Origin of the sequence: Pseudarthrobacter naphthalenicus, from assembly GCF_029076445.1 — a bacterium.
GTDB lineage: Bacteria > Actinomycetota > Actinomycetes > Actinomycetales > Micrococcaceae > Arthrobacter > Arthrobacter naphthalenicus.
In genome coordinates this window covers 84,029-104,603 of the sequence record NZ_JARESG010000005.1, presented here as the reverse complement: position 1 = coordinate 104,603, position 20,575 = coordinate 84,029, and the positions used below count along the sequence as shown (strand labels likewise).

At 65.1% G+C, this 20,575-nt stretch carries 19 protein-coding genes; 10 read left to right on the top strand and 9 right to left on the bottom strand.

Features of this window, described 5'->3' with window-relative positions; all coding sequences use genetic code 11:
* Window positions 1–34 precede the first annotated feature (34 nt).
* On the top strand, window positions 35–925 hold the full coding sequence (locus tag PY310_RS06845) for a TIGR01777 family oxidoreductase (protein ID WP_275213728.1): 891 nt from the start codon (window positions 35–37) through the stop codon (window positions 923–925).
* Between the two features lie 42 nt (window positions 926–967).
* Here PY310_RS06845 and PY310_RS06840 read toward each other — a convergent pair whose 3' ends face one another.
* On the bottom strand, window positions 968–2,764 hold the full coding sequence (locus tag PY310_RS06840) for a serine/threonine protein kinase (protein WP_275213591.1): 1,797 nt from the start codon (window positions 2,762–2,764) through the stop codon (window positions 968–970).
* A 137-nt stretch (window positions 2,765–2,901) separates the two neighbouring features.
* On the opposite strand from PY310_RS06840, the gene lipB reads away from it, so the two are divergent.
* The 4 genes from lipB to PY310_RS06820 all read left to right on the top strand — a co-directional run bounded on the left by lipB (window position 2,902) and on the right by PY310_RS06820 (window position 5,871).
* Window positions 2,902–3,570: a lipoyl(octanoyl) transferase LipB gene (gene lipB / locus PY310_RS06835; RefSeq protein ID WP_275213590.1), complete on the top strand. Its 669-nt coding sequence runs from the start codon at window positions 2,902–2,904 to the stop codon at window positions 3,568–3,570.
* Entirely contained in the window at window positions 3,567–4,574 is a 1,008-nt protein-coding gene (lipA, locus tag PY310_RS06830; protein WP_275213589.1) for a lipoyl synthase, read from the top strand. Before lipB ends, lipA begins: the two co-directional genes overlap by 4 nt.
* Window positions 4,575–4,662: 88 nt before the next feature.
* The gene (locus PY310_RS06825; RefSeq protein WP_275213588.1) at window positions 4,663–5,415 is read left to right on the top strand and encodes a DUF4191 domain-containing protein; all 753 of its coding nucleotides are present in this window, start codon (window positions 4,663–4,665) and stop codon (window positions 5,413–5,415) included.
* A 99-nt stretch (window positions 5,416–5,514) separates the two neighbouring features.
* Complete coding sequence (locus PY310_RS06820; protein WP_275213587.1) at window positions 5,515–5,871, top strand: DUF3817 domain-containing protein; 357 nt, start codon at window positions 5,515–5,517, stop codon at window positions 5,869–5,871.
* 20 nt (window positions 5,872–5,891) lie between these two features.
* On the opposite strand, the gene PY310_RS06815 is transcribed toward PY310_RS06820, so the two are convergent.
* Window positions 5,892–6,329, bottom strand: a complete 438-nt coding sequence (locus PY310_RS06815; protein ID WP_275213586.1) for an RDD family protein — start codon at window positions 6,327–6,329, stop codon at window positions 5,892–5,894.
* Window positions 6,330–6,589: 260 nt separating this feature from the next.
* Between PY310_RS06815 and glnA (PY310_RS06810) the strand changes: the two genes are divergently transcribed.
* Window positions 6,590–8,014, top strand: a complete 1,425-nt coding sequence (gene glnA / locus PY310_RS06810; RefSeq protein WP_275213585.1) for a type I glutamate--ammonia ligase — start codon at window positions 6,590–6,592, stop codon at window positions 8,012–8,014.
* Window positions 8,015–8,291: 277 nt separating this feature from the next.
* Here glnA (PY310_RS06810) and PY310_RS06805 read toward each other — a convergent pair whose 3' ends face one another.
* The 5 genes from PY310_RS06805 to glnA (PY310_RS06785) all read right to left on the bottom strand — a co-directional run bounded on the left by PY310_RS06805 (window position 8,292) and on the right by glnA (PY310_RS06785) (window position 15,575).
* On the bottom strand, window positions 8,292–8,813 hold the full coding sequence (locus tag PY310_RS06805) for a GNAT family N-acetyltransferase (protein ID WP_275213584.1): 522 nt from the start codon (window positions 8,811–8,813) through the stop codon (window positions 8,292–8,294).
* Window positions 8,814–8,820: 7 nt separating this feature from the next.
* A complete protein-coding gene (locus PY310_RS06800) occupies window positions 8,821–9,570 on the bottom strand; it encodes an amino acid ABC transporter ATP-binding protein (RefSeq protein ID WP_275213583.1) in 750 nt (249 codons plus the stop codon).
* Window positions 9,567–11,003 carry an amino acid ABC transporter substrate-binding protein/permease gene (locus PY310_RS06795; protein ID WP_275213726.1) on the bottom strand — a complete coding sequence of 479 codons (1,437 nt, stop codon included), beginning with the start codon at window positions 11,001–11,003 and terminating at the stop codon, window positions 9,567–9,569. Before PY310_RS06795 ends, PY310_RS06800 begins: the two co-directional genes overlap by 4 nt.
* Before the next feature lie 210 nt (window positions 11,004–11,213).
* A complete protein-coding gene (locus PY310_RS06790; protein ID WP_275213582.1) occupies window positions 11,214–14,225 on the bottom strand; it encodes a bifunctional [glutamine synthetase] adenylyltransferase/[glutamine synthetase]-adenylyl-L-tyrosine phosphorylase in 3,012 nt (1,003 codons plus the stop codon).
* A gap of 9 nt (window positions 14,226–14,234) precedes the next feature.
* Complete coding sequence (gene glnA / locus PY310_RS06785; RefSeq protein WP_275213581.1) at window positions 14,235–15,575, bottom strand: type I glutamate--ammonia ligase; 1,341 nt, start codon at window positions 15,573–15,575, stop codon at window positions 14,235–14,237.
* A gap of 263 nt (window positions 15,576–15,838) precedes the next feature.
* Between glnA (PY310_RS06785) and panB the strand changes: the two genes are divergently transcribed.
* Window positions 15,839–16,744, top strand: coding sequence for a 3-methyl-2-oxobutanoate hydroxymethyltransferase (gene panB / locus PY310_RS06780; RefSeq protein ID WP_275213579.1), 906 nt, complete (start codon window positions 15,839–15,841; stop codon window positions 16,742–16,744).
* On the opposite strand, the gene PY310_RS06775 is transcribed toward panB, so the two are convergent.
* Both PY310_RS06775 and PY310_RS06770 read right to left on the bottom strand, forming a co-directional pair.
* Window positions 16,741–17,298 (bottom strand): YceI family protein, encoded by a 558-nt coding sequence (locus tag PY310_RS06775; RefSeq protein WP_275213578.1) that lies wholly within the window; start codon window positions 17,296–17,298, stop codon window positions 16,741–16,743. The two genes, panB and PY310_RS06775, sit on opposite strands and share 4 nt — an antisense overlap.
* A 32-nt stretch (window positions 17,299–17,330) precedes the next feature.
* Window positions 17,331–17,495 (bottom strand): SPOR domain-containing protein, encoded by a 165-nt coding sequence (locus PY310_RS06770; RefSeq protein WP_255768462.1) that lies wholly within the window; start codon window positions 17,493–17,495, stop codon window positions 17,331–17,333.
* 119 nt (window positions 17,496–17,614) lie between these two features.
* Between PY310_RS06770 and map the strand changes: the two genes are divergently transcribed.
* The 3 genes from map to PY310_RS06755 all read left to right on the top strand — a co-directional run bounded on the left by map (window position 17,615) and on the right by PY310_RS06755 (window position 20,559).
* Complete coding sequence (map, locus tag PY310_RS06765; RefSeq protein WP_275213577.1) at window positions 17,615–18,493, top strand: type I methionyl aminopeptidase; 879 nt, start codon at window positions 17,615–17,617, stop codon at window positions 18,491–18,493.
* Between the two features lie 62 nt (window positions 18,494–18,555).
* Window positions 18,556–19,359 (top strand): polyphosphate--glucose phosphotransferase, encoded by an 804-nt coding sequence (ppgK, locus tag PY310_RS06760; RefSeq protein ID WP_275213576.1) that lies wholly within the window; start codon window positions 18,556–18,558, stop codon window positions 19,357–19,359.
* Window positions 19,360–19,563: 204 nt separating this feature from the next.
* Window positions 19,564–20,559 carry a patatin-like phospholipase family protein gene (locus PY310_RS06755; protein WP_275213574.1) on the top strand — a complete coding sequence of 332 codons (996 nt, stop codon included), beginning with the start codon at window positions 19,564–19,566 and terminating at the stop codon, window positions 20,557–20,559.
* Window positions 20,560–20,575 lie beyond the last annotated feature (16 nt).

Below are 20,575 nucleotides of genomic sequence, written 5' to 3'. Positions count from 1 at the left end.
TTCCGTCAAAGGTTGGGGCGTGGTGAGATGGATCATGCGCATCGTCATTAGCGGAGCCTCCGGGCTGATCGGGACACATCTGTCCGCAACCCTTCGTGGTACCGGCCATCAGGTGGTGACCCTGGTCCGCCGCAAGCCTTCCACTCCCACTGAATTTCAATGGGATCCGGCCGCGCACCGCCTGGACCCCTCGGCGCTGGACGGTGCTGACGCTGTGATCAACCTGTCGGGCGCAGGGATCGGCGACAGGCCCTGGACAAAACACCGGATTACCGAACTGTTCACCTCACGCCTGAGTGCCACCCAAACCCTGACGCAGGCGATGGACAAACTGGACGCCCCGCCCCGGACGTTTATCAGCCAGTCAGCTTCCGGGTACTACGGCGACTCCGGGCCGGCCCAGCTTCAGGAAACCGCTTCACCGGGTTCCACCATCCTGGCCCGTCTCTGCCTCGAGTGGGAGGCGGCCGCGCACCAGGCACCACCCGCCGTCCGTGTGGTGACACCGCGGATGGGAATTGTGCTCAACCGGTCCGGCGGCGCACTGGGGCGGCTGCTTCCACTCATCCGCCTCGGCGTCGGCGGCCCGCTGGGCAACGGCAGGCAGTACTGGCCGTGGATCACGCTGCCCGACGTTTCAGCGGCCTTCGTTTTCCTTGCCTCCTCCGCCATCAGGGGCCCGGTCAACGTGTGCGCCCCCGAACAGGCGGACGTGAACACCCTGACCGCCGTCGTGGCCTCGGCCTTTCACAGGCCGGCCATCTTCCGGGTGCCCGCCCCGGCACTGCGCCTGGTCCTGGGCAAGCTCGCCGACGAACTCTTACTGCCCAGCCAGCGCATGGAGCCTGCCGTCCTCGAGGCAGCCGGTTTCCAATGGCAGCACCCGTCGCTTGGCCAGGCCGCTGCCTGGCTCGCCGGGCGCTGATCGTCAGGAGCTGGCGCTGACGCGAAGCTTATGCAGTTGTTGTCATGAACCCGGCAGGACGTCGCTGATCCTCCACTGCCCGTCCAGGGGAACCAGGACCAGCCGAAGAGCCTGTCCTGTCCCGGCGGCGCCGGCGGCCACCACCGTGCCGGTGCTGTCCTGTTCCACATACGATGATGTGGAGGAAGTGACCCCCACGATGGCCTGGCCGGGCGAACCGCCAGGCAGAACGTGGACATCGGAGAGTGTGCTCGTGAAGCCCGCCAGCATGTGGCCGGATCCCTGGAGCGCATCCCTGAGCCGCGCGTCGGTGGCGGCGGCCGCGGAGCCCGGAACGTTAACAAGGTCCAGCAGCTCCAGCCGGCCCGAGTTGAATGCCAACGAACGGACGGCAGCCAGCCCGTGAACAGCCTCGCCCGGATCCTTTGAGCCCAGCCGCGCCGCGACGGCAGCCGGAATCCCGGTGGTGCCGGTTTCCTTCGGGGACGTGTCCGGATTGGCACCACTCAGCGCTTCCTGGCTGGAGCCGCTCCCCGTGGCCGGCCCTCTGAATCCTTCCGTTCCCGTGAACAGCCCGCCGGGCCCGAAGGCGCCGGCCATCCAGATGACGGCCGCAATCATGGCAGCGGTTCCCCCGGCCAGTACCAGGGTCCCGCGTCCGGGCGCCGGCCTGCGACGATTGGCCTCCTGCTGTTCGGCGCGCCTGCCGCGTCGCGTGGACTGCATCTCTCCCGTTGTCACGTTTGCTCCCGCCGTGAGCGCCGCGGCTAAAGGCTGAGCAGGACGCCCAGGCCTTTCCTCCCACACCGGGAAAGGGAGCACTTGGCGAACCCCCACGAAGCCGGACCAGCGCGACGTCGCGAGTTTTCTGCGCCATGCACCCAGACCGTTCCGGACAGCACCGTCCGGGCGTTCGGGAACACGCCGCCGGGTCAGCAACTGCGGACTGACCGTGGCATGGACGGAGGATGCGAGGTCAATCGGCAAGGGCGGCGCGCTGCGGTAGATCGCCGTCGCCAGTTCAACGGCGGTAGGCCGCAGCCGCCGGTCCTCATTCAGGCCGGCCTCCAGGGCAGCGGCCAGCTCGGCCGGCACGTCCGGGAGCAGGAGGGATAGCGGCGGGCGGTCTGCACTCCGCCGCGGCGGCTCACCCGTCAGGCAATACCATCCCAGGGCTGCCACCGAAAAAACATCCCGCTCCGGCTGCAGCCCTGCCCGCACCGCATCCACCGGTGCCGGGTCCATAAAGCCTGCCGTTCCCTGGTCCGCCACCGCCGACGCATCTCCCACCATGCGGGCGATGCCGAGGTCGGACAGCATCGGTTTGCCGTGCCCGGTGAACAGGACGTTGCCGGGCGAGACGTCACCGTGGGTGAACCCCCTGGCGTGCAGATATCCCAGCACCTGGGCGATGGGCGTCAGCACGGTGACGGTCTCCCCGATGGGGAGGTTGCGGCGGCTGGCAACAAGTTCTGCCAGGGAACCTCCGGGCGCATAGTCCAGCAGCAGGCCCATCCCGGATCCGGCGGCTCCCTCAGCGGCTTCCGGTCCGGGCTGCCGCACCAGCCGGAGGACGTCGAGGGCCTTGATGAGATGCTGATGGTCCAGCACCGAGAGGATCCGAATCTCACGGCGGATGCCGTCCTCCCCGGCCGCACCGTCGAGCCCCGCGGCGTCAGGGCCGCCGGCGCGCCCGCAGGCCTCCGGGCCAAGGCATTTCAGCGCAAATTCCCGGCCGGTCCTTTCCTCGGTTACCAGCCACACCGTTGCGCTTCCGCCCCGGCCCAGCATGCGTCCCACCAGGAAACCCGGAACTTCCGGAGCTTTGAAATGATCCATGAGTCATGTCTAGCGGAATCGCGGAATACGCGCAGAAGTTATCCACAGGGAGCAGGTGCCGGCGTACTGTCCGGGCGGCATGAGAGGTCCGCCACTTATACCGGACCCCCTGGGAACCGGGGTCTAAGCTGGATGGCATGACTCTTGAGTTTTCACAGGTGGGTCTCGCCCCCGACTTGGTCGAATACACCCGGGGCTGGGACCTGCAACGCGACATCCACGCCAAAGTTGTTGCAGCGGAGGCACCCAGCACGGTCCTCATCCTTGAACACGCGGCTGTCTATACCGCGGGCAAACTCACCGAAGAGCACGAGCGTCCGCTGGACGGGACGCCGGTGATTCCTGTGGACCGCGGCGGCAAGCTCACCTGGCACGGCCCGGGCCAGCTGATCGCCTACCCCATCCTCAAACTGAAGAACCGGTCCGGCATCCGCGACTACGTTGAGCGGCTTGAGGCCGTCATGATCGCCGTCATGGCTGACTACGGCATCAACGCAGAGCGGATCAAGGGCCGCGCCGGAGTGTGGATCACCGCGGACGACAAAGGCCCGGACCGGAAAATTGCCGCGATCGGCATCCGCGTTCTGGATGGTGTCACGATGCACGGTGTTGCCATCAACTGCAACAACGATCTGGCGCCCTACGAGCAGATCATTGCCTGTGGCATCACCGATGCCGGTGTCACCACGATGTCCATTGAAGCCGGCCGGACCATCAATCCGAGTGACATAGCGGACCGGTTTATGGCCGAGTTCCGCAAACATGAAGACGCACTCGTCGCAAACCCAGAAGGAGCGCTCCTGTGACATTGGCACCAGAAGGCCGGAAGCTGCTGCGCGTTGAGCAGCGTAACTCCGCTGTACCCGTGGAGCGGAAGCCGGAGTGGATCAAGGCCAAGGTCCAGATGGGTCCGGAGTATGTCCAGCTCAAGAACCTGGTCAAAAAAGAAGGCCTGCACACGGTCTGTGAAGAGGCCGGCTGCCCGAACATTTTCGAGTGCTGGGAAGACAAGGAAGCCACGTTCCTGATCGGCGGGTCCGAATGCACCCGGCGCTGTGATTTCTGCCAGATCGATACCGGCAAGCCCTCCCCGGTGGACATGTTCGAACCCACCAAGGTGGCCCGCTCGGTGCAGGCGATGCAGCTGCGCTACGCCACGGTCACCGGGGTGGCCCGGGATGACCTCGCGGACGAGGGTGTGTGGCTGTACGCCGAGACGGTCCGGAAGATCCATGAGCTGAACCCGGGCACCGGGGTGGAGCTGTTGATCCCGGACTTCTCCGGCAAGCCCGAGCACATCGCGGCGATCTGCGATTCCAAGCCGGAGGTGTTCGCGCACAACGTGGAGACCGTGCCGCGGATTTTCAAGCGGATCCGGCCGGCGTTCCGGTATGAGCGGTCCCTGGATGTCATCAGCCAGGGCCGGGCCCTGGGCATGGTGACCAAGTCCAACCTGATCCTGGGCATGGGCGAGACCCGCGAGGAAATCTCCGAAGCCCTGCGGGACCTGCACGAGGCCGGCTGTGACCTGATCACCATCACCCAGTACCTGCGCCCGTCCGAGCGGCACCTGCCGGTGGACCGCTGGGTCAAGCCGCAGGAGTTCGTGGACCTGCAGGACGAGGCGAACGAGATCGGCTTCCTCGGCGTCATGAGTGGCCCGCTGGTCCGTTCCTCCTACCGTGCCGGCCGGCTCTGGGCCACCGCGATGCGGAAGAAGGGCTGGGAAATCCCGGCCCAGCTCGCCCACATCGAGTCCTCCGGCAGCACCCGCCAGGAAGCCAGCTCACTGCTGGCCGCCAGATCCTGAACAGTAAGTTTGTTGTGCCCTGAGGGCCGGCACCGGACAACTTCCGGCGTCCGGCCCTCAGGCATAAATCACGTAGAATTGAGGCACTATGGCGAAATCCCCTGATTCCAGTAACACTGCCCCGGCGGCCGACGGCGCCCCGAAGCGTGGCCTCTTCTCGCGCAAGCCGAAAGAAGCGAAGGTCAAGAAGCCCAGCCGTCTGAAGCAGATCGGCGAGGTCTTCAACATGACCCGCCGCCACGACCCCATGGTTCCGTGGCTGATGCTGCTGGTGTTCCTCGGTGTGGTGGCCGTTAGCCTTTTGGTGGGCTTTTGGCTGGAGAACTGGATCACGGGCCTGCTGATCGGCATTCCGCTCGGGCTCCTCGGCGCGACCTTGATCCTGTCCCGACGGGCCGAGCGCGCGGCGTTCGCTCAGATCGAGAACCAGCCCGGCGCGTCCGGCGCTGCCTTGGGCACGCTGAAGCGTGGCTGGGTCACCGAAGACCAGCCCGTTGCGGTCAATCCGCGCACCCAGGACGCCGTCTTCCGCGCGATCGGCCGTCCCGGCGTCGTCCTGGTCAGCGAAGGCCCCTCCGTCCGTGTCAAGCCGCTGCTCGACGCGGAACGCAAACGCCTGGCGCGCATCCTCCCGAATGTCACCGTTCACGTGATCGAGAGCGGCCGTGGCGAGGGCCAGGTTCCCATCAGCCAGGTGGCCAGGAAGATGGGCAAGCTGAAGAACGAACTCACAAAGCTTGAGGTGAACGCGGTGTCCAAGCGCATCTCGTCGCTGGGCAACCGTCTGCCCATCCCCAAGGGCATCGACCCGTACAAGGCGCGCCCCAACCGCGGACGCTAAGAACCTAGAACCGCCCCGGTTCCGGCTCAGGCTGGTACCGGGGCGGCATTTTTTTGCGCGCCAACCGTCGCGCCAACACATCCTGAGATCGGAGAACCCATGCAAATCCCGCTGAAGACTGTCGTTATCCGTACCTTCCGGATCCTGGCGGTGGCTGAGGCTTTCAGTTGGGCTGCCCTGCTCATTGGCATGTACTTCAAATGGGTCGCCAAAACCAGCGAACTGGGGGTGGAAATCGCCGGACCGATTCACGGCGCACTGTTCGTGGGCTACGGGGTCGCTGCCCTTACGTTGTGGCGGCTCCAGCGCTGGCCGTTCCCGGTGGCGCTGTTTGCAGGCGTTTCAGCCGTTTTCCCGTTCGCTACCATCGCCTTCGAGCGCTGGGCCGGGAAGCGCGGTCACCTCACGGACAACACGGCACGCACGTCAGCCGTCAAGGAAACCGCCGGGGTGTAGGAACACGCCGGGGCGTGGAACTAGCGCCGCACCAGGACCGTGTTCATGGCTTTGTCATGCAGGCCACGGTGGTCCGGATCAAAGATGACGGCCGGGATGACCAGGCACAGGAGCACCGCCCGGACCAGCGCGGCCAAGGGTCCCGCCGGAGCGCCGCCCAGCCGAAGAACGTGGATGCCAACTATCCGGTGGCCAATGCTGTACCCAAGCGTGCCCACGAGCAGAGTCTGCTCCACGGCAAAGACGAAAAGGGTAGCCCAGGAGTCGCCGGCAAAGGCAAAATTGCTGATCAACAGTGCAATGCCCCAGTCGAGCATGATGGCGACGATGCGGCGTCCCGCGCGGGCGATTGAACCAGGCCCGGACTCGGGTAGCCCCAACCGCTCCCCCGGGTATTTGGAAATGCCCGAAGTGTCCGGTCCGGTCAGCCAGGAGCCAATGTCGTTGCGATCTACCACTGTCCAATCCTACCGGCTCGTCACCGTTCACTGCGTGGAATCCGCTGGACCGCAGTGTGGTCAGTCGATAGCGTTGCCAGGGCAGGGCATTCTGTAACCTGCCCGAAACAATGCGGACACTGTCGGGAAATGACATGTCCATAAGGTTGGTAGCAGTTTCAAGCAATAGCCCGAGCAGGGAAACGCTGTTTCCCTGCCTTTCGGATTGCGCTGGACCAGACGGCTTGCAGCCAGATTTTACATATGCGATAGGAGCATAGATGTTCAAGAATGCGGACGAAGTCCTCAAGTTCATCAAGGACGAGGATGTTAAATTCGTCGATATCCGCTTCACCGACCTCCCCGGCGTCCAGCAGCACTTCAATGTGCCAGCCAAGAGTGTTGACGCTGACTTCTTCGTCAACGGCCAGCTCTTCGATGGTTCCTCCATTCGCGGATTCCAGGGCATCGCCGAATCCGACATGCAGCTGATCCCGGACGTCACCACCGCATTCCTGGACACCTTCCGCATGGAAAAGACCCTGGCGCTGAACTTCTCCATCGTGAACCCGCGCACCGGTGACCCGTACCACCGCGACCCCCGCGGCGTGGCCGAGAAGGCTGAGGCGTACCTGGCCTCCACCGGCATTGCGGACACCGCGTTCTTCGCTCCCGAAGCCGAATTCTTCGTCTTCGACAACGTTCAGTACCAGTCCTCGCCCGAGGGCAGCTTCTACAAGATCGACTCGGAAGAAGCGCACTGGAACTCCGGCCGCGAAGAAGAAGGCGGCAACCTCGGCTACAAGACTCCCGTCAAGGGCGGCTACTTCCCGGTTTCCCCCACCGACAAGCAGGCCGACCTGCGCGACGCCATGTGCGTTGCCCTGGACGAGGCCGGCCTTGAGGTTGAACGCAGCCACCACGAGGTAGGCTCCGCCGGCCAGGCTGAAATCAACTACAAGTTCACCACCCTGACCCACGCGGCTGATGACCTGCAGAAGTTCAAGTACGTCATCAAGAACACCGCGGACGCCTGGGGCAAGTCCGTGACGTTCATGCCGAAGCCGGTCTTCGGCGACAACGGTTCGGGCATGCACTGCCACCAGTCGCTGTGGACCAACGGCGAACCGCTGTTCTACGACGAAAAGGGCTACGCCGGCCTGTCCGACACTGCCCGCTGGTACATCGGCGGCCTGCTGAAGCACTCCTCGGCAGTGCTGGCGTTCACCAACCCGACGGTCAACTCCTACCGCCGCCTGGTTAAGGGCTTCGAAGCCCCGGTCAACATGGTTTACTCGCAGGGCAACCGTTCCGCCGGCATCCGTATCCCCATCACGGGTTCCAACCCGAAGGCCAAGCGCATCGAGTTCCGCGCTCCGGACCCGTCCTCCAACCCGTACCTGGCTTTCGCTGCCCAGCTGATGGCCGGCATCGACGGCATCCGCAACCGCATCGAACCGCCTGCCCCCATCGACAAGGACCTCTACGAGCTCCCCGCCGAGGAAGCCAAGGACATCCCCAAGGCTCCCGGAACGCTGGAGGAAGCCCTCGAGGCACTGAGCGAGGACAACGAGTTCCTGCAGGCCGGTGGCGTGTTCACCCAGGACCTGATCGACACCTGGATCGAGTACAAGTACGAGTACGAGATCCGCCCGCTGTCCCTGCGCCCGAACCCGTACGAGTTCGAGCTCTACTACGGCGTCTAGCACACCGCAGGGCTGACACACTCAGTCCTGATAAGTCCGCCCGGACGGCCAGCAGCCATGCTGAGCCGTCCGGGCGGACTTTTTGCATCTGGCAGAGCCGCGCAAGGTGGAGGCTGGCTCCAGACGTGCTGAGACCAAGAGCCAGCCCCCTGACATGTGCTCCCCCGGACGAAGACTTTTCAAGCCTTCCCCCCAACAAGGACTGAAGAACACCGCCACCCACATGATGGGTCAATGTTCGCCCGGAGGCAATCCTGTGGCTGCGTGTCTGGTCGAATTACCCCGTAAACGCGCGGAACATGATCCGCTGGGGCCCGGAACTTCCGCCGAGATACTGGCCGTGGTCGGTGAATCCGGCCTTGCGGTAGGCGGCCAGACCCGCCGGGTTGGCTTCATTGACCGAAAGAACGACGCCGGTCTCGCCGCCTGCGTGCTTCGCCGTCAGTTTCGCGGCGGCCTCCACCGCCGCGGCAGCCGCGAGCTGTCCCAGTCCCCTCCCCTGCCGGCGCCGGTCGATCGCGAACCCCCTCAACAACCAGGCGGAGTCGCTATCCGGCCAGCCGGCCAGCCGGGCGGCACCGGCCTGCAGCGTCAGGACGCCGACGGCAAGCCCGTTGGAGTCGATCGCGAAAGGATGCCGGCCGGCCTCTGCCAGGCCGGCCAGCGCCATGCGCAGCGGGTCATCCACAAACCGCCGCTGGGAGGCAGTGACGTCCAGTTCGGCTATCTCCCCCAGCTTCACGGCACGAGCGTCGTCGTCGACATCCTTCAGCGGCAACAGCCACACGCTTTCAGGCATCTCCGGATCAAAGCACCTTGGACAGGAAGTCCTGGGTCCGCTGCTGTTGCGGGTTTCCGAACAGCTGCTCCGGCTTTCCCTGCTCGCAGATCACACCGTCCGCCATAAAGAGCACCCGGTCAGCGACCTCGCGGGCGAAACCCATTTCGTGCGTGACCAGGACCATGGTCATGCCTTCGCCGGCCAGGTCTTTGATGACCTGCAGCACCTCGCCCACCATCTCGGGGTCCAGTGCGGAGGTGGCTTCATCGAAAAGCATGATGTCCGGGTTCATGGCCAGGGCCCGGGCAATCGCGACCCGCTGCTTCTGGCCGCCGGACAGCGACGCCGGGCGGGCATCGGCCTTCTCGGCGAGGCCGACGCGTTCCAGCAGCTTCAGAGCGCTGTCCCGGGCCTCGGCCTTGCCCTGCTTCTTCGATTCCACCGGAGCCAGCATGATGTTCTCAATGACCGACATGTGCGGAAACAGGTTGAAGTGCTGGAAGACCATGCCGATGTGCCGCCGGACCTCGTTGATGTCCACTTTGGGATCCGACACGTCGAAGCCATCCACGGTGACGTGGCCGGCTGTGATGTCCTCGAGCTTGTTCAGGCACCGCAGGAAAGTGGACTTGCCGGAGCCGGAAGGACCGATGACACAGACGACTTCGCCCTCCGCCACCTCCGCGTTGATGCCCTTGAGGACCTCATGCGCCCCGAAAGACTTTTTGAGGTCCCTGACCGAGATCTTGCTGCGCTCAGTTACTGCTGTGCTCATTTGTTGAACCTCTTATCTGCAACGTTGGCCAGTTTGGTCAGGAGCATGATCACCACGAAGTACAGGACAGCGACAATCAGCAGTGTCTCGGTGATCCGGAAGTTGCCCGCGTAGATCTGCTGGCCCTGGTAGAGAAGTTCCGCGAAGCCGATGGCGAGCAGCAGGGAGCTGTCCTTGAGCATGATGATCAGCTGGTTGATCAGGGAAGGCGTCATGATCTTGAAAGCCTGCGGAACCACAACTTTCTGCATGGACTTGGCGTAGCCCAGGCCCAGGCTGCGGCTGGCCTCGAGCTGGCCCGGGTCCACCGACTGGATGGATCCGCGGACGATTTCGGTGATGTACGCACCGGAGTTCAGGCTCAGGGTCAACACACCCGCCACCCAGATGTCGATCGGCTGGCCGGTGAGTTGCGGGATGCCAAAGTAGAAGAAGAACGCCCATACCAGCAACGGGGTCCCGCGGAAGACGCTGACGAAGGTCGTCGCAACGCCACGGAGCAGTGTGCTGGTGGAGATCTTCAGGAAGCCCATGAACAGACCGATCAGCATGGCGATGGCGAAGGAAATCGCAGTCACCAGAACCGTATTGCCCAGGCCCTTCATCAGCGCGGGGAAGCTGTTGACCAGCAGGTCCCAGAAGCTGGAGGGAGTGGCCTGGGTGGGATCTTTGAGGTACTTATCCAGGATTTCCTGGTACTTCCCGGTGGACTTCAGATCGCCCAGGCCGGTGTTGAACGCCTGAAGCAGCTCCGGGTTCTGGCCCTTGTTGACGGCGAAGCCGTAGGAGCCGCCCTTTTCCTTCTCGGTCACGGACTTCAGCCCGTTGTTCTGACTGATGCCGTACGCCAGGACCGGGTAGTCATCGAAAACAGCCACGGCATTCCCGGACTTGACCAGCTCGTACATGGTGGCGGACTGGTCCAGTGACTTGACGGTGAAGCCGTATTTGTCCGCGATGGACTTGGCGAAGGTTTCGCCCTCGCTTCCCGTCTTGGCCGTGACCGTCTTACCCCGGAGGTCCTCGTAAGCCTTGATGTCCGAGTTGGACTTGGCAACGGCCATCTGAACGCCCGACTCGAAGTAGGGGTCGGAGAAATCGTAAATCTGTTTGCGCGGCTCCGTGATGGACATGCCCGCGATCACGCCGTCCACCTGGTTGGAGGAGAGCGCCTGGAGGGCCGCGTTGAAGCCCAGCGACTTGATCTCGACGGCGAATCCCTGCTTCTTCGCGATCTCACGGATGATGTCCATGTCGATGCCGGTCAGTTCACCTCCCGCATCCCGGAACTCGAACGGGGCAAAGGTGGTGTCCGTGCCGATGACGAAGGTCTTGCCCGCGAGGCTTGACGGTATGGCGGAGGGGGCGGACCCGATGGAGGCCGCGGTTGCGTCTGCCGGCGCGGCTGCGGCGCCGACGGCACCGAAGATCATCGCGGCAAACGCCAGCAACGCTCCGATGACCGTGGCTCGCCGGTGACGGGTGGCCCCGGTCTGCTGGAGTCTGGACAAGTTCTAACAACCCCTTGGTAAGTGCGGCAGCCGGTTTCTGGACCGGCAAACTAACCTTTAGAGGTTATCCGCATTTGGCGGCAGCCGTCGCCGCCGCGCTTCCTGCCCGCACCCCGGGGACGTGTCCGGTCCCTAATGGCCGTAGAAAACCCGCTCGAAGACGGCACGGGCCCGCCGGCTCAGGCGCAGGTAGTCCTCCTCCAGTGCCGCCGCGTGGCCGGGTTGGTAGCCGCACCAGCGGGCCACCGCTTCAAGGTCCCGGCGTGAGGACGGCAGCAGATCCGAAGCCCGTCCGGTCCAAATCACGTTGGCGGAACGGATCCGGCTGGCCAGCCGCCACGCGTCGGCGAGGAGCTTCGCATCAGCCGCGGAAAGCAGGTCCAGGGACGCGGCCGCGTCCAGCGCCTCCACCGTCGAGGTGGTCCGCAGTTCATCGTGTTTGCCCGCGTGCTGGAGCTGGAGGAGCTGAACCAGCCATTCGACGTCGCTCAGTCCCCCGCGCCCCAGTTTCAGATGGCGGGCCGGATCCGCCCCGCGCGGCAGCCGCTCGGCTTCGACGCGGGCCTTGACCCGGCGCACTTCACGGACGTCGTGCTCCGAAATATTCTCCGGGTATCTGATCGGGTCGATGAGGGCCACAAAATCGCGGGCCAGATCATCGTCTCCGGCCATGGGCCGTGCCCGCAGCAGCGCCTGTGCCTCCCAGATCAGGGACCACCGTCGGTAGTATTCGGCGAAGGAATCGAGGGAACGCACCATGGCGCCGTTTTTCCCCTCCGGGCGGAGGTCGGCATCCATCTGCAGGACCCGTTCGGCCATGATGGCCGGCTTCAGCGGCTGCGTCAGGAGGCTGGAGACCCTGGAGACGATCCTGGCCGCCTGTTCCTGGGCTTCCTCGTCCGAGTAGCCGGGCAGGGCCCGGTGCACGTACATCACGTCGGCATCCGAGCCGTAGCCGATCTCGCGTCCGCCCTGCCGGCCCATGGCAACAATCAGCATGGCGGTCTTGAGCGGACCTTTCGCGGAGACGATACCTTCGGCCACCCGCAACGCACCCAGGACGGCCGCCCGGTCCGTGTCCGCGAGGGCTGAGCCGACCTGATCCTGGTTGAGCAGCCCGGCCGAATCCGCGATCGCGATCCGCAGGATCTCGCGGCGCCGTATCAGCCGGATCAGGCGCATCGCATTTTCGGGGTCGGAGTGCCGCGACATTTTGGCGGTGATCTCCTGCCACTGGGCTTCGAAGCCCAGCGGCGCGAGGTCCTTGTCGTTGCCCAGCCAGGCCACCGATTCCGGCGACACTTCCAGCAGGTCCGCGATCAGGCGTGAGTTGGAAAGGACGTGGCACAGCCGCTCCGCAGCGGCCGTGGAGTCCCGGAGCATCCCGAGATACCAGTGGGTGGTGCCCAGCGCCTCGCTGACCCGCCGGAACGCCAGGAGGCCCGCGTCCGGATCCACGCCCTCGGCGAGCCAGTCCAGCAGGATGGGCAACAACTGGCGCTGGAGGGCGGCACGCCGGCTGACCCCGGCTGTCAGGGCCTCGATGTGCCGCATGGCTCCCTTGGGGTCAAGGTAGCCCAGCGCAGCCAGGCGTCCCTGGGCCGCCTCCGGCGTCAGCCGCGCGTCTTCGGTGCTGAGTTTCGCCGCGGTGTTCAGCAGCGGGCGGTAGAAAATGCGTTCGTGCAGTTCGCGGACGGACCTCTTGGTTTTCTGCCACTGGGCGAGGAGCGCATCAGAATGCGGACGGTCCGTGGAGAACGGCCCCAGCACCGCCTTGGCCAGCGCACGCAGGGCCGTTTCGCTGACCGGCATAAGATGCGTCCGGCGGAGCTGGAACAGTTGGATCCGGTGCTCCAGGAGCCGCAGGTAACGGTAGGCCTGGTCAAAGGCCGCGGCATCGGACCGGCCAATGTAGCCGCCGGCCGAGAGCGCCGCGATGGCAGCGGTGGTGTCCCTGCGGCGGAGCGACTCGTCGGATTTGCCGTGCACCAGCTGGAGCAGCTGAACCGTGAACTCAACGTCACGCAGGCCTCCCCGGCCGAGCTTGATCTGGCGTTGTTCCTCGGCTGCGGGAATGTGCTCGGTCACCCGGCGGCGCATCGCCTGGACCGACTCAACAAATCCTTCACGCCCGGCGGAATTCCAGATCAGGGGGGCCACCGCGTCCTCGTAGCGTTCACCAAGTTCCCGGTCCCCGGCGATGGTGCGCGCCTTCAGCAGGGCTTGGAACTCCCAGCTTTCGGCCCAACGGGCGTAGTAGCTCTCGTGGGAAGCGAGGGTCCGCACCAGCGGTCCGGACTTCCCCTCGGGCCGGAGGTTGGCGTCCACCTCCCAGAGGCCCGGCTCCCGCGCCACCGAGGAAATCGCCCTGGAGATTCCGGCCGCCAGTGCCGTGCCAATGGTGATGGCGCGGGCATCTTCCAGGTCCCCGGCGTCAATGACGTAGATAACGTCGACGTCGGAAATGTAGTTCAGTTCGCGGGCTCCGCACTTGCCCATGCCGATCACGGCCAAGCCAACCTCGGCCACCTCAACGGCGCTGAACTTCTCTGTGGCTTCCGCCCGGGAAACTGCCAGCGCGGCTTCGATGGCAGCGCCGGCCAAGTCGGCCAGTTCAGCGCCGACGGCGGGCATAAAGTCCAAGGGATCGGCGGCGCACAGGTCCTTGATGGCAAGATCCACCACGCCGCGGCGGTAGGCCGTCCGGAGGGCGGCATACGCCTCGGCGCCCGTGATCCCGGCAAGCGGCCTGGTCGATCTCGAGTCGGCCCGGACCGAGGCCAGCAGTGCTGCCCGCAGTTGGTCCGGATCCGCCGGCAGCGGCTCCGGACTGGCCGTGACCTCGAAAGCGACCAGGTGTTCCGGATGCCGGATCAGGAATTCGCCCAGCGCCTCCGAGGCACCCAGAACCCGGTAGAGCGGTTCACTGGTCTCCGGGTCGGCCGCGGCGAGATCCCGAAGGCCCGGATGTTTCTCGATCAGGCGGACCAGGGACTGCAGCGCCACATCCGGGTTCGCCGCCATCTGCAGGCCCGCGAAGAGCCGCTCCGGGTCCAGCCCTTCCAGTTCAGGGGCAGCGAGGAACCGCTCCCCCTTCTCCAGGTCACTGAAGCCGGCCGAGATCAGGCGGCGGGCGAGGCTCACCGCGGCCGCCTAAAGGATGCCGAGGTTGCGCTGCAGTTCGTAGGGCGTCACCTGCAGACGGTAGTCCTGCCACTCCGCGCGCTTATTGCGCAGGAAGTGTTCGAAGACCTGTTCGCCCAGAATCTGCGGCATCAGTTCTGAATCCTCCATGGAGCGGATGGCGTCATGGAGGCTGGCCGGCAGCGGATCGTGTCCCATCGCGCGGCGTTCAGCCGAGCTCAGCGACCAGACGTCGTCCTCCGCGGCGGGCGGGAGTTCGTAGCCCTCCTCAATGCCCTTCAGGCCCGCGCCCAGCAGGACGGCGTAGGCGAGGTAGGGATTGGCAGCGGAATCGATGCCGCGGTATTCGATCCGGGCTGACTGGCCTTTCCCGGGCTTGTACAGCGGTACGCGGACCAGCGCGGACCGGTTGTTGTGACCCCAGCTCAGGTAGCTCGGGGCTTCGCCGCCGCCCCAAAGGCGCTTGTACGAGTTGACGAACTGGTTGGTCACCGCCGTGAACTCCGGGGCGTGCTTCAGGATGCCTGCGATGAACTGGCGCGCCGTCTTGGAGAGCTGGAACTCCGCGCCGGCCTGGTAAAATGCGTTCGCGTCGCCTTCAAACAGCGAGAAGTGGGTGTGCATGCCGGACCCCGGGTGTTCGGTGAAGGGCTTGGGCATGAAGGTGGCATAGGTCCCCTGCTGCAGTGCCACTTCCTTGATGACGGTCCGGAACGTCATGATGTTGTCCGCCGTCTGAAGGGCATCTGCGTAGCGGAGGTCAATCTCGTTCTGGCCGGGCCCGGCCTCGTGGTGGCTGAACTCCACCGAGATGCCCACCGACTCCAGCATGGTCACGGCTGTGCGGCGGAAGTCCTGGGCAACGCCACCGGGCACGTGGTCAAAGTAGCCGCCTTCATCCACCGGCACCGGCGAGCCGTCAGGGCCGGGCTCCTGCGACTTCAGCAGGTAGAACTCAATCTCAGGGTGCGTGTAGCACGTGAATCCCATGTCCGCGGCCTTCGCCAGGGTCCGCTTCAGGACGTTTCGCGGGTCGGCGGAGGACGGTTCGCCGTCCGGGGTCAGGATGTCGCAGAACATCCGGGAGGTCTGCTCTGTCTCACCGCGCCACGGCAGGATCTGGAAGGTGGAAGGATCCGGCTGTGCCAGCATGTCCGATTCGAAGACCCGGGCCAGGCCCTCGATGGATGAGCCGTCGAAGCCGAGCCCTTCTTCGAAGGCACCCTCAACTTCTGCCGGCGCCAGTGCCACTGACTTAAGCGACCCGACGACGTCGGTGAACCACAGACGTACGAACCGTATGTCGCGCTCCTCGATTGTGCGCAGGACAAACTCTTGCTGGCGGTCCATGGGGGCCTCTTCTCCGGTCATCGTTCACGCCCCGGGTCCGCAAGAGCGGACGCCGGCAGCAGTTCACCATCACTTTACTAAGCAATCCAGCCCGATGCGGGAGCCACCGCTCCCGTAACACAGGGTTAACATCGGAACCGGGCCGGATCCTGTCAACGCGAGGCAAAATCCACCCACGCGGCAGGGCTGATATGAGGCGTATCACACACTTCCCGGCTGAAGGCAGGTGGCTAGGAGCCTCGGTGCCGCACTACGCTCTTGCCATGGCCACAACCAATAGCTCCGGCTCAAGCGCGTCCGCTGAAGTACCCGCACCCTACGGAAACGGGCCCGCCGCCGCGCAGTCGCCGTCGTCGGGCGATCCCGCGAAGCCGGCGCCGCGGGTCCGCCTCCACCATCTGCAGCAGGCCAAGCGTGACGGCACCAGGTTTGCCATGCTGACCGCCTACGAGCAGTACAGTGCCGAGATTTTCGATCAGGCCGGCATTGAGGTTCTTCTGGTGGGAGACTCCGCCTCCAACAACGTCTTCGGCAACGAAACGAGCCTGCCGGTGACGGTGGATGAACTCCTCCCGCTCTGCCGGGCGGTGGCCCGCTCGGCGAAGCGCGCCCTGGTGGTGGCGGACCTGCCGTTCGGCAGCTATGAAGTCTCCCCCCAGCAGGCCGTGGCAACCGGCGTCCGGTTCCTCAAGGAAGGCCTGGCCCACGCGGTCAAAATGGAGGGCGGCAAGTACTACGCGGAAACCGTTCAGGCAATGGTACAGGCGGGAATCCCCGTCATGGCCCACATCGGATTCACCCCGCAAAGTGAGCACGCGCTGGGCGGCTACCGGGTCCAGGGCCGCGGCGAAGACGCCCAGAGGTTGATTGACGACGCCGTCGCGCTGGCTGACGCGGGCGCGTTCAGTGTCCTGATGGAAATGGTGCCCGCGGAGACCGCGGCTGCCGTCGACGCCGCCATCGACGTTCCGACGGTCGGCATCGGAGCCGGCAACGTCACCACCGGCCAGGTGCTGGTGTGGCAGGACATGGCCGGGCTGCGGGGCGGGCGGATGGCGAAGTTCGTGAAGCAGTACGCCGATCTCCGCACCACCCTCGGCGACGCTGCCCGGGCGTACGGCGAGGACGTCCGCTCCGGACAGTTCCCCGGCCCTGAGCACTCGTTCTAGCCGTCCTCCACCTTGATGGCGGACACCTCGAATTCCAGGGTGATTTTGTCCGACACCAGGACCCCGCCGGAGTCCAGCGTGGTGTTCCATTTGAGCCCGAAATCCTGGCGGTTGATGCGGCGGGAGCCTTCAAAGCCGGCACGGAGGTTCCCCATGGGATCGCGCTCGACGCCCATGAAATCGATCGGAATCGAGACCTCGCGGGTAACGCCCCGGATGGTGACGCTGCCGCTGACAATAAAGTGCCCCTCGTCCACCTGATCGACCCGGTCGCTCACAAACGTGATTTCCGGAAAGTTGGGGGCGTCGAAGAAGTCGTTGGTCCGCAGGTGCTGGTCGCGGTCTGCATTACGGGTATCGATGCTCGCGACCTTGATGGTCAGCTGCACGGCCGAGCGTTCGGGGGCATCCGGATCGACGGTGATGGTGCCCTCGAAGTCGTTAAAGGCACCGCGGACTTTAGTGACCATGGCATGGCGGGTGGAAAAACCAATGCGCGTGTGCGCCGGGTCGAATCGCCACTGCCCTGCGTATTCAGGTTTGATATCAGCCATGTCGTGCCTCTCTGCGGTGCCAGCGGGTCCGGTCAGTCTTCTTCGCCTTTGTCCCAGGCTTCGTTGCGGGCGCGGACCTTCTCCAAGGCATGTTCCGCCTCTTCGCGTGTCTTGTAGGGGCCAATCAGCTGGCTCCAGTCAGACAGCGCGTCCTCTTCCACCTCGTGGGTGTTCACGTTATACCAGTACTCAGTCATCGATGCTCCTCATTCCGGCTAAAGGATCCCCGCTGTGATCCACGTAACTTAACAACAGATGCGCGAAGGTTGGGGGCTTCCATTACTTGGCGTTCTGCGGTGCCTTATATGATCAATGTATGCCTTCCCTTGCCTCCACTGCACCTACCGGAACCCTGACCGGGGGAACCGTCAGCCCGCAGCTCCCCGTTCCGCCGTCCATCCCGCGGCCGGAGTACGTGGGCAAGCCCGGTCCTGCGAAGTTCACGGGCACGGAGGTCAAGTCGGCTGAAACTGTCGAAAAAATCCGGATTGCCAGCAAGATCGCCGCCCAGGCCATTGTTGAAGTGGGAAAGCACATCCGGCCGGGAGTCACCACTGACCAGCTGGACAAGGTGGGCCACGAGTTCCTGCTGGACCATAAGGCGTACCCGTCCACCCTGGGCTACCGGGGATTTCCGAAGTCCTTGTGCGCCTCGCTTAACGAGGTCATCTGCCATGGCATCCCCGACAGCACGGTGGTCCGGGACGGCGACATCATCAACATCGACATCACAGCGTTCATCAACGGCGTGCATGGCGATACCAACTACACTTTTTTGGTCGGAGATGTCGACGACGAATCACGGCTGCTGGTGGAGCGCACCCACGAGTCGCTGAACCGCGCCATCAAGGCCGTGGCGCCGGGCCGCGAAATCAACGTGATCGGACGGGCCATCCAGTCCTACGCGAAGCGCTTTGGCTACGGGGTGGTGCGGGACTTCACGGGCCACGGCGTGGGGGAAGCCTTCCACACCGGCCTGATCATTCCGCACTACGATGCCGCCCCCGCGTACAGCACTGTGATCGAGCCCGGAATGGTGTTCACCATCGAACCGATGCTCACCCTCGGCACCGTCGAATGGGACATGTGGGAAGACGACTGGACAGTTGTCACCCGTGACCACAAGCGGACCGCCCAGTTTGAACACACGCTGCTGGTAACGGACTCCGGCGCCGAAATCCTTACGCTCCCCTAATTTTCCCCAGACCCGGTCAGCCGCCCGGCCTGCCCGCCCGCCCTGCCACGAACGGAACAACATTGGCCAAGAAGGACGAGAAGTCGCACAAAAAATCCCCGCTGATCGGCATCGACATCGGCGGGACAGGGATCAAGGGCGGCATCGTCGACTTGAAGAAGGGCAAACTGCTGGGCGAGAGGTTCCGCGTCGCCACTCCGCAGCCCGCCACCCCGGAGGCCGTGGCCGAGGTGGTGGCACAGGTTGTGGCCGAGCTGTCCAGCCGGCCCGAGGCCCCGGACGCCAAATCACCGGTAGGTGTCACGTTCCCGGGCATCATCCAGCACGGTGTGGTGCACTCGGCAGCGAATGTGGATAAGAGCTGGCTCAACACGGACATCGACGCCCTCCTCACGGCCCGCCTCGGCCGTCCGGTTGAGGTCATCAACGACGCCGACGCCGCCGGACTCGCTGAGGCGCGCTACGGCGCCGGTGCCGGGGTTGACGGCACGGTCCTGGTCATCACCCTGGGCACCGGAATCGGATCCGCCTTCATCTTCAACGGCAACCTGGTCCCGAACGCCGAGCTGGGCCACCTGGAAATTGACGGCTTCGACGCCGAGACCAAAGCCTCTGCCGTGGCCCGCGAGCGGGACGGCCTCAGCTGGGAGCAATACAGCGTGCTGCTGCAGCGCTACTTCTCCCATGTCGAGTTCCTTTTCTCGCCGGAGCTGTTCATTGTGGGCGGCGGGATCTCCAAGCGGGCGGACGAGTACTTGCCGAACCTGAAGCTGCGCACCCCCATCGTCCCTGCCGAGCTGAAGAACGAAGCGGGAATTGTGGGTGCCGCGGTCGAAATCGCCGTCAAGCATAAGCTAACCAAGTAGCCCCCTGCTCGGCCGGAAGCGGCACAGCGTCATTGCGCACACCTAGCTACTGTGCGAATATTCGTGTAATCGTCACCAATCGCAGGAGGTGGGACCCCATGAACGCAGTATCAGCAATGGGCACTCCCCTGCCGGCCAGGATTTCACGACTGAGGTAGTCGTCTCAGGGAGCGCCCGCCAGGCAATTCGAGAACGGCGACTCCCATGAACACAACACCTTTTTCCACCCGGCACATCAACCCAACCCCGGCTTCTCCAGGGCCGCAGTGCGGCCAGGATCAGGCGCAGGCCGCGGCCTCCCCGCGGGAAGGGGCCGCGGGTGACCGCGCGCTGGTCCTCGGCGGCGGAGGCTCCACCGGGAACGCCTGGCTGATCGGCGTGATCGCCGGCCTGTTCGAGGCCGGGCTCGATGTGACCCGCGCAGAGCTGACCATCGGGACGTCGGCCGGATCGACAGCCGCGGCCCAGATCGCCGGCGCCGGCCCGGCCGAACTTCTCGCCGCCATCCTGGCCGAGGTTCCCCGGCAAGGGACCCGACCCGCCCCCTCCCCCGACGCCCGCGTCCCCCTCAAGCCGGTCACAGACCACCTGGAGAGAACGAACAGGCTCATCGGCGCAGCACAGGACGCGGCTGACATGCGCCGCAGAATGGGCGCAGCGGCACTCGGGATGGAATCGGCGTCGGACGTCTCCGGGCAAGCGAGGTGGCGCGCCACCGTCGCCGCCCGGCTGCCCGGCCAAAGCTGGCCGGAACAGCGCGTGCTCATCACGGCGGTCGACGCCCATACCGGCGAACCTGTGGTGTTCGACCGCACCAGCGGAGTCAGCCTGGTGGACGCAGTCGCTGCCAGCTGTGCCAGCGGTTTCGCGTACGGCATCGGGGACAACCGGTACATCGACGGCGGCTACCGGCGATCCAGCGAGAACGCCGACCTGGCGGCCGGATGCGGGCGGGTGCTGGTGCTCTCACCCTTCGGCGGGAGGGCGCGGACGCCAAAGGAGTGGGGCCTGCACCTTGCAGCCCAGGTCGGGGAGCTGCGCGCAGGCGGGAGCAAAGTCGAAACGGTCTTCCCTGCCGGCGACGCCGAACACCTGTTTGGCGCCAAGGCGATGGATCCGTCACTGCGTCCGGCCGCCGCCCGCGCCGGGCACAACCAGGGCAGGTTCCTTGCGGACCGGCTCAGCGAATTCTGGGGGTAAAACGGCCATGGTCTTC